The following is a 12,650-nucleotide window of genomic DNA, read 5'->3' on the forward strand; positions in this document are numbered from 1 at the left end:
TCAAGCCCGTCCATCATCGCTTAATGCTATTATAACTGAATCTAATTTTAGAAAACAAGATGAAGTCACATTTTAAGAAAGTGTTTATGTATAAAAAACGGTCATACTCAGGGACATCTGAGAATGACCGCTTACGAAATCTTTTGTTTTGATCAGCTGTTTAAAACGCTGCTTAAATTCAATCTCTCTTCTTCTGACAAAGGCAAAAGCGGAAGACGAACAGATCCGACGTCTAGTCCTTTCAGCTGAAGAGCTGTTTTGACAGGCGTTGGATTTGGCGCTGAGAAAAGCTGTTTCATGATTGGAAGCAGCTTTTGATGGATCAATGCTGCATTCGCTGTTTGGCCTGAAGCATAGCTTTTCAGCATTTGCTGCATATCCAGCCCTACGATATGAGATGCAACAGAGACAACTCCTTTTGCACCAACAGATACAGCCGGAAGTGTTAAACTATCGTCTCCTGAATATACGTCGAAATCTTCTGGCGTCTCTGCAATGATTTTTGTCATGGCATCAAGATCGCCGCTTGCTTCTTTGATGGCAACAATGTTTGGTATTTGCGCAAGCTTAATCGTTGTTTCTGGTGCTAATGAAGCGACTGTTCTTCCTGGTACATTGTAAAGCATGACAGGAAGAGATGTAGACTCGGCAATTGCTTTAAAGTGTGCATACATGCCTTCCTGTGATGGCTTGTTGTAATAAGGTACGACAAGCATCACTGCATCAACGCCCGCTTCTTCTGCTTTTTTCGTTAGTTTGATAGACGCATTTGTATTATTACTGCCTGTTCCTGCAATGATTTTACAACGACCATTTGCTAATTTTACCGATTGCTGAAAAAGAGCGACTTTTTCTTCATTCGATAAAGTTGGCGATTCGCCTGTTGTCCCTGCAACGACTAAGGAGTCACTGCCGTTTTTTAATAAATAATCAATGAGAATTGATAGCTTTTGGAAATCGATGTTGCCCTTTTTATCAAAAGGTGTAATCATAGCTGTTGCGATATTTCCGAAATTCATTTTTTTCACCTCATCATGATTCAATCACATTTATCTTGAAAGTTCAAACACTTCATGCAGGGCATTGACGGCCGCTCTCATGTTTTCTTCGTTCACTAACACCCAAATGGTCGTATGACTGTCAGCTGATTGTAAAATCGGAATGTTTTGCTCGGATAGTGCCGATACAATTTTAGATGTGACACCTGGTACACCCATAATGCCTGCGCCAACAGCTGATACTTTCGCACAATTTGTTGTCACAATTGGCGTATAGCCAAGATCTTTTAGGATCGATGTTGCCTTATCAGTCATTGCACCTGTCACTGTATACACAATTTCACTCGGTGTGATGTTGAAGAAGTCGACACTGATTTGTGCGTTTGCCATTGCTTTGAAGACCTCTGTTTGTACGCTGTACTGACCTTCTTTTGCAGGAACTTTGATTTGCGTCACATCATTGACATGTGCAATACCCGTAATGAGGCGGTCGTACACATCATGGCTCATTTTATCTGAGTAGTGTGATGTAACGAGTGTGCCCTCATCATCAGAGTATGTTGAACGCACCCTCATTGGTACTTTTGCTTGCATCGCAATTTCGACAGCTCTCGGGTGAATGACTTTTGCCCCTTGATATGCGAGGTTGCAAATTTCCGTATATGTCACGACTCTCAGCGGTTTTGCATTTTCAACAATGCGGGGATCTGCTGTCATAACACCTTCTACATCTGTAAAAATATCAATAAAGTCTGCCTGCAATGCTGCGCCTAAAGCAGCGGCGGACGTATCACTGCCACCTCGTCCGATTGTTGTCACGTCTCCATTTTTCGCAGCTCCCTGGAATCCAGCAACAACGACAACATCATGTTCAGACAGTGCTGCCTCCAGACGTTCGCACTTCATGTCAATAATTTTCGCACTTGTATGCTCCTTATCTGTCACAAAGCCCGCCTGAGCTCCAGTCATCGCTACAGCCTTTAGACCGTTCTCGTTCAACATACTTGAAAACACAACAGCTGAGATATTCTCTCCGCAGGAAACAAGCAAGTCTTTTTCTCGATTTGTCATATGCTGCGCGCTGCCGTAAAGCAGACCAAGCAGCGTATCTGTCGCATAGGGATCGCCTTTTCTTCCCATTGCAGAAACGACGACAACCGACTTATAGCCTTTTTCTTTTGCAGATAAGATATGTGCAAGTGCCCTTTTTCTACCTTGATCATCTTTGACTGATGTACCGCCAAATTTTTGGACAATTATTTTCACTGTTTTCACTCCAAGTTCATTCTGACGTAACAGAAGAGAGCAGGCGAAAGATGCCTAACTCTCTTCTGTTCGTCCTCATCATCCATTGAATGTTAAACTAATTTTAATGCTTTTAAGCTTTCTGCAATTTGAACTGAGTTCCATGCAGCGCCTTTAAGCAGGTTATCAGATACAATCCACATATGGAACCCGTTTGGACGGTCCAAATCTTTCCGAATGCGGCCGACAAATACTTCGTTTTTCCCAACAGCATCTGCAGGCATTGGATAAATTTGTTGAGACGGATCATCTTGCAGCGTAATTCCTGGTGCATCTTTTAGAATTGATTTGAGGTCTTCAACTGTTGCATCATTTGATTCTAGTTCGACGTAGACAGATTCTGAATGACCTGTTTCAATTGGAAGTCTCACGCATGTTGCCGCTACTTCCAGCTCTGGCATATGCATGATTTTTTTCGTTTCGTTGATCATTTTCATTTCTTCGAATGTATAGCCATTGTCTTGGAACTTATCAATTTGCGGGATCGCATTAAATGCAATTTGATAAGGCATGACTTCTGGTGTTACATCTTCTTTATTTAAAATGGCTTGTGATTGGCTGTATAGTTCGTCAATGGCTTCATGTCCCGCACCTGATACTGCTTGATACGTAGAGACAATGACTTTTTTCATGCCATACGCCTGACGAAGCGGTTCTAATGCCGCTACCATTTGAATCGTTGAACAGTTAGGGTTTGCAATGATCCCTTGATGGTCATGCAAATCTTTTTCGTTTACCTCTGGTACGACAAGAGGGATGTTTTCGTCCATACGAAAAGCACTTGTGTTGTCTACAACGATCGCGCCTCGTTTGACTGCTTCAGGAGCTAGCGCTTTGGAAACATTTCCTCCAGCACTAAATAATGCAATGTTCACTCCTTCAAAGCTTTCAGGTGTTGCTTCCTGAACAGTGTACTCTTGACCTCTGAATGTCACTTTTGTTCCAGCAGAACGTTTTGAGGATAGTAGAGTAAGTGTATCCATTTCAAAATCTCTGTCAGCTAGTGTTTTTAACATTTGTTGACCGACAGCTCCAGTCGCTCCAACTACAGCTACATGCAATCCTCTTCCCATCAGTAAAACTCCTTCCGACCCATCCATGATTCTTTTCTTTCGGATGGCCATCCTATGACTTTTTACATTTTATTTTACCATAGAAAAGCAAGGCTTGAAGCATCTTTTTTGAATCTTTCATGATTTTCTAGTGAATCTATTATTCGTTTGGTCCAATTAAAATCGGCTGAATTTGTCTATGCTGGAGTGCCTCTTCTACCGTTTGAGATAGCAGATCCATGTTTGCGACCATCGAGGTCGGTTTTTTGAATGGATCATCCTGGCCAAACGGAATAAAGAAAATATTCTTTGTCGACATCAGCCTCATCAGATTTGTACCATTTAAGCCTAACGCATCATTTGTTGAGATACCTAAAACGACAGGTCGATGATTTCGAATGGTCGCTTTAGCAGCCATTAAAACAGGACTGTCTGTCATGGCATTTGCAAATTTCGCCATTGAGTTTCCAGTTAAAGGAGCAATGACCATACAATCAAGCGGCAGCTTAGGCCCGAGCGGCTCTGCTTTAACGATTGAGTCAATCGCTTGAAATCCAGTCAGCTTCTCAATCCGCTCGATCCACTCGGCTCCATCTCCAAATCTCGTATTCGTGCTCTGCACCGTGTACGACACCACTGGACGCACTTCTGCCCCTTCTTTTACGAGCGCTTCGATTTGCGGAAAAACAGCTTCATACGTACAGTGGGAACCTGTTAAACCAAAGCCGATTCTTTTCCCTTTTAATGTTGTCATGATTCCATCCCCCTTTTTTCCTCCGCAAGTTCACATAAAAGCCCGGAAAGCACTTTTGCAATGATTTGTCCTGCTGTCTTTGGTGCAACAATCCCCGGGAGTCCTGGTGCAAGAAGTGCCTTCACTCCGTGCTTTTGTGCAAAGTCAAAGTCTGTTCCGCCTGGGCGGGAGGCGATATCCAAAATGAGTGTCTTAGGTGTCATGCTGACGATGACAGATGAATCTAATACAAGACTTGGAATGGTATTGATGATAATATCAACATCCGTTACTTCCTCTTTTAACTGGTCCATTGAAAATGGATCAAGCCCCATCTCAAATGCCCTCGCTAAATGTGCTGTGTCTGCCGCCCCTACTTTTACGTCTGCACCTAGTGCACGAAATGTGCGGGCAATGGTGAGTCCTGTTCTTCCAAGTCCGAGAACAGCGACATGAGACCCGTGAATCGTATAGTCCGTTTGCTGAATGGCCATCATGATAATTCCTTCAACTGTTGGAATAGAGTTATATATGGCAATATCATCTCGCTCAAACAGCTTCACAAGCTTCCGGTTCACCTGCTTTGCCAGATTGTCTAAGTACGTATTTGAAATACCTGAGTACAAGGTACAATGGGCAGGGGTTCTTTCTAAATATTTGGCTTCCAGCAAGACCTGCTCGTTTGAAAAAACTGTAGCAACAGCGCCTTCATCCGTTGCCCCAGATACTGGCAGGATCATACTGTCTACTTGTTCGAATGGAAGTTCAGACATTTTCAGCTTTTCAGCACCGATAAATCCATGATCCAGCTGGTCAAATCCAACCAAAAAAACTTTGGCATGCTGCTGTGACAACTTGCGAATTATTTCAAGCTGCCTTGCATCTCCCCCGATCACCGCAACCGTTAAACCGCTCAACATACTGACCGTTCACCTTCTTTATTTAAAAAAGTCTGTAATATTTTCTGAATCTCCCTTTCAGCATATGAGGAGAGGATTCAGCCTGTGAACGAATCAGAGAGAGAAAAGAAAAAGAGCACCCATGTGGGTGCTCTTAGATTGTTGACAAAGGGCTAAAAGGGGTTTCTTTTAGCCCTTTGTCTTCTATTCAGCGTGATAGAAAACCTTTGAAGTCTAGGAAGGCCGAGCACCGGAGCGCAGACCTGACAAAGAATGCGAGGGTTTGTCTACACGCTGAGAGCACCCATTATTGTGGGTGCTCTTTTTCTCCGTGCGGCTGAAGTTCTTCAGGCACATCGAGAATGATCATATCTGATCCTATTTTTTGAATGTGATTCCACGGGACGCGGATGTCATTTCCTTGTTTTCGAAAGCCAAACCACTTCACGGAAGGTATAATGAGTGCTGTAATTTGACCGTCCTGTTCATTGATTTCAAGGTCGGTTTGTCCAAGCACACCAAGCCGCTCCGCTCTTTTAATATCGACGATCTCTTTTCCTGACAGTTCACTCAGCCTCAAAATCGCATCACTTCCCTTCCGTATCATATATGCATCAAAAGGGAGAAATAGACCGTCCTGCTCTTTTCAAGTTATGTGATGCGAGTTGGTATACCAAACAGGCTTAAGTTGATGAAAGCAATTATGATCTGTCAGCATTCTCTCCACTCGGTTCACCATGTCTTTTACATGCCCCGGATCATAGGAAAGTGTCCAGAGAATAGAGGAAAAGCAGCTCATTGCTGTATAGATGGAAAAAAGAAGCCAAAAATTGTTTGTGGACTGCATACTCACATATTGATCCAATTGTCCAGCTGAAAACGGAATGCTGCTTTCTCGACTAAATAAGGACAATTTATAAAAGTCATGAACCGGGTCGCCCCAGTCGGATTGATCGAAATCAATCACACCGGCATACTGATTACCTTGTATAATGATATTCCCTAAATGAAAATCATCATGCTGGAACTGGTTAGGTCTCTCTTTTACCGCATCAGCATGCGACATGATAAAATCTAATACAAACTGATCATTTGGAAACGTCACGCCACATGATTGATAGGCATGTACATACCGTTCATGTTTTGCCATGACCTTCTCATCCCATGGACGAACATGAGAAGGTGCATGACATGTATGCATCAAACTTAGCTCTCTGCCTGCCCGCCTCCCGATCTCATACTGCTCTTCATTCGTGAGTAGATGGATTGATTTTCTACCAATCTCGCCTTCAATAAAGGAGAAAATACGATAGGTACAGTTTAGTTCAGCACTCATTCCAATCTCAATCACTTCAGAACAAAGAATCCCTCGATCTTTTAACTTCCGCTGAACTGATGCTTTTCTTTTAAAGCGGGAATACGTTTGAATGTCCGATAACTTAAGCACCATCTTTTCACTAGATAATATTGTAACCAAAAAGGTGCGATCTCCCGAAAAACCAGATGTCATTCGTTGGAAGGAAATAGCTTGTGTCAGAAGTGGAGAAAGCTGTTTCAGTTTTTCAAGTTCCATGAAAGCAGAACCCCTTTCTTCTTTACCTACAATAAAAACGGCAGACTTTTTTGAGTCTGCCGTGTTGTTTACATTATGATGGCTGATCACCCGTCGGACTAATAAGCGAGAGCGCATAATCTTCTGTAAAGATGCGTTTAGATAAGTTATTCACGCCGTCTAATGTGACGCTGTTGATTTCGTCAATAATTTCATCGAGTGTCCGATGTTTGCCAAGGAGCAGTTCGTTTTTACCGTTTCGGCTCATTTTGCTGTTTGTACTTTCAAGGCTCAGCATAAGGTTGCCTTTCATTTGCTCTTTAGAGTTCTCTAGTTCTTTCTGCGTGATTCCCTCACGCTTTAAGACGTCTAATGTTTGTAAGATGGTCTCAGAGAGCAGGTTTAGCTGCTTCGCCCCAGTTCCGCCATAAATCGTCAGCATTCCATTATCTGCAAATGAACTATGATAGCTGAAGACGGAATAAGCAAGTCCTTTGTCCTCTCTTACATCTTGGAATAATCGGCTGCTCATGCTTCCGCCAAGAACATTATTTAAGACGATTAAGTCATAGATGCCTTTATCTCCCGCTGGAAGGCCATTAAAGCCCAGGCATAGGTGCGCTTGTTCCGTTTCCTTTTTGCGTGTGAGCTTGTCATAATGAAATGCTGGGGCTTCTACAGGCTGCTTTTTCCCTTTTCCTTCATAAGAGCCGAATAGCTTTTCAACCTCACGAATAAAGGTCTCATCTACGTTCCCTGCAACAGAGATCACAACGCGGTCCGGCGTGTAGAATTCATCCATATATTTTCTAAGTGAGTCTCCGTTAAAGGTAGAAAGTGTTTCCTCTGTTCCTAAAATCGGATATCCTAATGAATGTTCACCATAAATGGCTTTGCTTAATAAATCATGAACGATGTCATCAGGTGTATCCTCATACATTTTAATTTCTTCATACACCACATTTTTTTCTTTTTTCAGCTCTTCTTCATCAAAAGCAGAGTGAAAGAACATGTCGCTTAATACATCGAGGGCGTAGCCAGCATGTGAATCAAGCACCTTTGCATAGTAGCAAGTGTATTCTTTTGATGTAAAGGCATTCACTTGACCACCAATGCGGTCAAAGGATTCTGCGATATCACGTGCAGATCTTGTCTTTGTCCCTTTAAAGAACATATGCTCTAAAAAGTGTGAGATCCCATTAATTTCAGGTGTCTCATGTCTAGAGCCTGTTCCAATCCAGACGCCAATTGCGACAGACCTTACAGTGGGATTGTTTTCGAGTACAATTCTTACTCCGTTTTGGCAAGTATACGTTTTGACCAAGTTTTGCTCCTCCTATTCAACAAACAGATCGCATCACGGATGTCTTTTTTCACTTAGGAGGTCAGAAACCGTCCCTAATTCATATCCTCTTTCCTTGATTTGAGTGATAAGTGCGTCAAGACTTTTCGCCGTTGCATCTGTTGGATGCATTAATATCATCGCCCCATTGTGAATTTTCCCAAGCACCCGCTTTTGTAAAATAGCCGGTGATGGCTTTTGCCAGTCGATGGTGTCTACTGTCCACATAATGGTTTCCATGCCTTCTTGTTTGGCAAGCTTGACTGTTTCTTCTTTAAAGCTGCCGCTTGGAGGCGCAAACCATTTTGGTTTCTTCCCAAGGGATTCTTCAATTTGGCGATTTGTTTTCGTTATCTGCTCTAATGCTCGTTCTCTTGTCAGTGTGCGCATATCTGGGTGATTGTATGAATGATTTCCAATTTCATGACCATCTGCCACGATTTTTTTAGCAAGCTCTGTGCTTTTTTTCACCCATTTGCCTTCTAAGAAAAAGGTCGCCTTGACTTGATGCTTTTCCAGCGTTTTTAACATGTTGATTAAATGCTCGTCACCCCAAGCTACGTTGATGAGAAATGCATTCATTTTTTTATCTGGATGTCCTTTATAAATGGGCTCAGCACCAAGTTCATGTAAATGAATAGATGGTTTTGTTTCATTCAAAACAAGCAGCTTTTCATCGAATGACCCCTGTTTCTTCATTTTTTCATAAGAAGCATCGATATCAACTGTCTGTCCATTTAAGCCAGGTATCTTTTTCCACACTTTATCAATCTTAGCATTTTGCGCCTTTACTTCATAGTCAGAAGACTTCGATTCAATCTCCTGATATAAAATATCTTTTGAAACAGATGCTACCTCGGCATGCTCTTTCATTGATTCAATATATGTAACAGCAGCCGGCTGCTTCATCGTTTGATATGACACGAGCAGTAAAAATACAAACACAATGAATGGTAACGTTTTTTTCAATGGTTGTCCCTCCCCTTTACCACAAATTATGATGGGGAGAAACAAGCTAGAACTATCGTTAGCGTAAGAAAAGAAAGAAGCCTGGCACGGATACCTGGCTTCTAACACATTTTATTTGATCTCATTAAGACTGGTTTTCTTCTTTTTCCTTTTCTTCACGTAAAACAGCTTTCCGAGAAAGGTTCACACGGCCTTGTTTATCGATTTCAGTGACTTTGACAAGCAATTCATCGCCAAGTTTCACGACATCTTCTACTTTGCCCACACGCTCAAGCGCAAGCTCAGAAATATGAACAAGTCCATCTTTTCCGCTGAAGATTTCAAGGAAGGCACCGAATTTTTCAATGCGTTTGACTTTACCTAGGTAAAGCTGTCCTACTTCAACTTCTCTCACAAGATCTTCAATGATTTTCTTCGCTTTTTGGTTCATATCTTCTTCTGTAGAAGAAATAAAGATTGTACCATCTTGTTCAATATCGATTTTTACACCAGTATCTTCAATGATTTTATTGATTTGTTTACCGCTTGGTCCAATGACATCGCGAATTTTATCCGGATTAATTGTCATCGTTAAGATTTTTGGTGCATAACGAGACAATTCTCCTCTAGAAGCAGGAATCGTTGACAGCATGCTGTCTAAGATTTCCATTCTTCCTTTTTTCGCTTGTTGAAGAGCCTCTTCTAAGATGTCTTTTGATAGACCATCGATTTTGATGTCCATTTGAAGTGCTGTGACACCTTTTGATGTCCCTGCAACTTTAAAGTCCATATCTCCAAGTGCATCTTCCATTCCTTGAATGTCTGTCAGCACTGTATAGTATTCCCCTGATTTCACAAGTCCCATTGCAATCCCTGCAACTGGTGCTTTAATTGGAACACCCGCATCCATCATCGCAAGTGTGCTTGCGCAAATACTTGCTTGTGAAGTAGACCCATTTGATTCTAATACCTCTGAAACAAGGCGAACCGTATAAGGGAAATCTTTTTCGGATGGAATGACTGGTTCTAGTGCACGTTCACCTAGTGCGCCATGTCCGATCTCACGGCGGCCTGGACCGCGCATTGGACCTGTCTCACCAACACTGAATTGCGGGAAGTTGTAATGGTGCATGAAGCGTTTTGATTCTTCAACACCTAGACCATCAAGAATTTGCACATCACCAAGCGCACCTAATGTACAAATACTGAGCGCCTGTGTTTGTCCTCTTGTAAATAGGCCTGAACCGTGCGTTCTTGGCAGAAGTCCTACTTCTGAAGAAAGTGGACGGATTTGATCTACACCGCGTCCATCTGGACGTACTTTCTCTTCAGTGATCAGACGACGAACTTCATTTTTGACAAGCTTGTTTAATACATCTTTCGCTTGTTTAATCGTTGCTTCGTCACGTTCTTCTGCTTCAAACTTCTCAACTACAGCTTTTTTCACAGCACTGATTGCATCCTCACGTGCATGCTTCTCATGTACTTGAATCGCTTTCAGCAGGTCAGCTTCAGCAAGGGCTTTTACTTCGTCTGCTAACGTTTGATCTACTTCATATAAAGGAATATCGATTTTTTCTTTACCGACTGCCTTTACAATTTCTTCTTGGAATTCAATTAAGCGTTTGATTTCTTGGTGACCGTACATGATCGCTTCAAGCATTGTTTCTTCCGGTACTTCATCAGCACCAGCTTCTACCATGTTAATCGCATCTTTTGTTCCAGCGACCACTAGATTGATGTCACTTTGTTCAAGCTGCTCCACATTTGGGTTAATGATGAGCTTTCCATCCACTCGTCCTACTGTAACGCCGGCGATTGGTCCCTCAAATGGAATGTCAGACACACATAAAGCTAAAGATGAGCCAAACATTGCAGCCATTTCAGATGAGCAATCTTGATCCACACTCATGACGATACTAATGACTTGTACTTCATTTCTAAATCCATCTGCAAACAGCGGACGAATTGGTCTGTCAATTAAGCGGCTCGCTAGGATAGCCTTTTCACTTGGACGGCCTTCTCTTTTAATGAAGCCGCCAGGAATTTTACCTACTGCGTATAGTCTTTCTTCGTAGTTCACAGTGAGCGGGAAGAAATCAAGTGGTTTTGGTTCTTTAGAAGCTGTTGCTGAGCTAAGCACAGCCGTATCTCCGTAGCGTACGAGAACCGCTCCGTTTGCTTGCTTTGCAAGCTGGCCAGTTTCAACTGTCAGTTGACGTCCAGCCCAGTCTATGGTGAAGACATGTTTCTCTTGTCCCATTCTGAGATAAACTCCTCTCTTATCGTAAAGTTTTAGTTAGTTCTTATTATGAACAAAATGATTTTCACATATCAATGTGAAAGCTGTATGTAGAAGGGTTTTTGCCATTCTTTCAACATTTTAACCATAAAATATTAGTGATTATACGATAAAAAAGCGGGAATCCTCCCGCTTTTTACGATTATCGACGTAAGCCTAGTTTGTTAATTAACTCACGGTAACGAGTTACGTCTTTATTACGTAGATACGTAAGAAGATTACGACGTCTACCTACCATTTTCAAAAGACCGCGACGTGAGTGGTGATCTTTCTTATGAGTACGTAAATGCTCGTTCAAGTTGTTAATTGATTCTGTTAGGACAGCGATCTGAACTTCTGGAGATCCAGTATCAGATTCGTGTGTTTTGAACTCATTAATTAATTGCGTTTTACGCTCTTGAGTAATTGCCATCCTGTTTCACCTCCAAATCATGTTAGCCCCATCTACCTCGCAACCGTCGGTGAAGTCGGCCTGCCAAGTAAGTGGTTTTAAAGCTACAGGAATTATCATACTAAAAATATGCTGAATTTGCAAATGGTAGAGCAGTTTTTCTATGATTTTTTTGTTTGCTTGTACTGATCTTGAAAAAACTGAATCGCTTCTTCTTTATCTTGACTAATTTGAGCCGTCAGCTCCTGAATTCCGTTAAATTTCCGTTCACTGCGAATGCGCTTGAACCATTGTAATTTAATCGGCTGGCCATATATTTCTTCGTTGAAATCAAAGAGGTTTACTTCAATGGCAGGCTGATCAGGTCGCTTTTCATAAAATGTTGGTTTATACCCAACATTACAAACGCCGTCATATACTTTGCCTTTCACTTCTGCTCTTACTGCATAAACCCCTGTTGGCGGAATAATGTATTCAGCAGATAAGCCGACATTAGCTGTCGGAAATCCGATCGTCCGTCCGCGTTTGTCTCCATGGATGACAATGCCGCGAAGCTGATAAGGTTTTCCTAAAAGCTCGCTCACATATTCAACATCCCCATTCTTTAATGCAGAACGGATAAGAGTGGAGCTGACTTTTCGGTCTTGATTTGACAGCTTAGGGACGATGGTTGCCTTGATACGGCCTTTTCCGTATTCATCGAACGTTTCCATTGTGCCTGCACCAAAACGGCCAAACGTAAAATCAAACCCCGCTACTGCGTGCTTCACATTCAATTCATCCAAATATTGATCCACAAACTCTTGAGGAGATAGAGCTGCAAAGCTCTCGCTGAATTGTACGATGTATAAATAGTCAGCGCCCAGCTGTTCGATGAAATCAATTTTATCCTCAAGCGGTGTAATTAAGTCTTTTGGTTCCCGTGCCTTTTGCAAAACATGTGATGGATGTGGATGGAATGTCATGACCGCTAAGGCCAATCTTTCTTTTTTTGCAATACTTTTCGCTTCGTCAATGACTTTTTGATGCCCGAGGTGAACACCGTCAAAGTACCCTAAAGCCATGACAGACGGGACTTGATCCTTTTGATTCAATGTATGTGGGTGTGAAATATGTATAGTCTTCACG

General features: G+C 42.1%; 12 protein-coding genes. All 12 read right to left on the minus strand.

Going from position 1 to position 12,650, the window contains the following annotated elements; all coding sequences use genetic code 11:
* Positions 1-152: 152 nt before the first annotated feature.
* Entirely contained in the window at positions 153-1,019 is an 867-nt protein-coding gene (dapA, locus tag V6Z54_RS18120; RefSeq protein ID WP_041084805.1) for a 4-hydroxy-tetrahydrodipicolinate synthase, read from the minus strand.
* Positions 1,020-1,049: 30 nt separating this feature from the next.
* Positions 1,050-2,264, minus strand: coding sequence for an aspartate kinase (gene dapG / locus V6Z54_RS18125; RefSeq protein WP_073979502.1), 1,215 nt, complete (start codon positions 2,262-2,264; stop codon positions 1,050-1,052).
* 92 nt (positions 2,265-2,356) lie between these two features.
* Positions 2,357-3,376: an aspartate-semialdehyde dehydrogenase gene (gene asd / locus V6Z54_RS18130; protein WP_269103536.1), complete on the minus strand. Its 1,020-nt coding sequence runs from the start codon at positions 3,374-3,376 to the stop codon at positions 2,357-2,359.
* Positions 3,377-3,515: 139 nt separating this feature from the next.
* Entirely contained in the window at positions 3,516-4,109 is a 594-nt protein-coding gene (gene dpaB / locus V6Z54_RS18135; RefSeq protein WP_024427009.1) for a dipicolinate synthase subunit B, read from the minus strand.
* Positions 4,106-5,008, minus strand: coding sequence for a dipicolinic acid synthetase subunit A (gene dpaA, locus V6Z54_RS18140; protein WP_047202196.1), 903 nt, complete (start codon positions 5,006-5,008; stop codon positions 4,106-4,108). Before dpaA ends, dpaB begins: the two co-directional genes overlap by 4 nt.
* Before the next feature lie 286 nt (positions 5,009-5,294).
* On the minus strand, positions 5,295-5,567 hold the full coding sequence (locus V6Z54_RS18145) for a YlmC/YmxH family sporulation protein (RefSeq protein ID WP_024424130.1): 273 nt from the start codon (positions 5,565-5,567) through the stop codon (positions 5,295-5,297).
* 66 nt (positions 5,568-5,633) lie between these two features.
* Positions 5,634-6,560: an aminoglycoside phosphotransferase family protein gene (locus V6Z54_RS18150; protein WP_269103542.1), complete on the minus strand. Its 927-nt coding sequence runs from the start codon at positions 6,558-6,560 to the stop codon at positions 5,634-5,636.
* 73 nt (positions 6,561-6,633) lie between these two features.
* Positions 6,634-7,863 carry a pitrilysin family protein gene (locus V6Z54_RS18155; RefSeq protein WP_039178666.1) on the minus strand — a complete coding sequence of 410 codons (1,230 nt, stop codon included), beginning with the start codon at positions 7,861-7,863 and terminating at the stop codon, positions 6,634-6,636.
* A 33-nt stretch (positions 7,864-7,896) separates the two neighbouring features.
* Entirely contained in the window at positions 7,897-8,850 is a 954-nt protein-coding gene (locus V6Z54_RS18160; RefSeq protein ID WP_039178663.1) for a polysaccharide deacetylase family protein, read from the minus strand.
* Between the two features lie 124 nt (positions 8,851-8,974).
* Positions 8,975-11,092: a polyribonucleotide nucleotidyltransferase gene (pnp, locus tag V6Z54_RS18165; RefSeq protein WP_041084833.1), complete on the minus strand. Its 2,118-nt coding sequence runs from the start codon at positions 11,090-11,092 to the stop codon at positions 8,975-8,977.
* 181 nt (positions 11,093-11,273) lie between these two features.
* Positions 11,274-11,543, minus strand: coding sequence for a 30S ribosomal protein S15 (gene rpsO / locus V6Z54_RS18170; protein WP_008354438.1), 270 nt, complete (start codon positions 11,541-11,543; stop codon positions 11,274-11,276).
* 140 nt (positions 11,544-11,683) lie between these two features.
* Entirely contained in the window at positions 11,684-12,649 is a 966-nt protein-coding gene (gene ribF, locus V6Z54_RS18175; RefSeq protein ID WP_269103558.1) for a bifunctional riboflavin kinase/FAD synthetase, read from the minus strand.
* Between the last annotated feature and the right edge of the window lies 1 nt (position 12,650).

The organism is Bacillus sp. MAG717A (genome assembly GCF_036884855.1).
GTDB lineage: Bacteria > Bacillota > Bacilli > Bacillales > Bacillaceae > Bacillus > Bacillus safensis.

What these genes read in the sequence shown, in the direction of transcription:
- dapA (WP_041084805.1), bottom strand. Translation starts at nt 1,019, where the DNA reads ATGAATTTCGGAAATATCGCAACAGCTATGATTACACCTTTTGATAAA.
- asd (WP_269103536.1), bottom strand. Translation starts at nt 3,376, where the DNA reads ATGGGAAGAGGATTGCATGTAGCTGTAGTTGGAGCGACTGGAGCTGTC.
- dpaB (WP_024427009.1), bottom strand. Translation starts at nt 4,109, where the DNA reads ATGACAACATTAAAAGGGAAAAGAATCGGCTTTGGTTTAACAGGTTCC.
- dpaA (WP_047202196.1), bottom strand. Translation starts at nt 5,008, where the DNA reads ATGTTGAGCGGTTTAACGGTTGCGGTGATCGGGGGAGATGCAAGGCAG.
- V6Z54_RS18150 (WP_269103542.1), bottom strand. Translation starts at nt 6,560, where the DNA reads ATGGAACTTGAAAAACTGAAACAGCTTTCTCCACTTCTGACACAAGCT.
- pnp (WP_041084833.1), bottom strand. Translation starts at nt 11,092, where the DNA reads ATGGGACAAGAGAAACATGTCTTCACCATAGACTGGGCTGGACGTCAA.
- rpsO (WP_008354438.1), bottom strand. Translation starts at nt 11,543, where the DNA reads ATGGCAATTACTCAAGAGCGTAAAACGCAATTAATTAATGAGTTCAAA.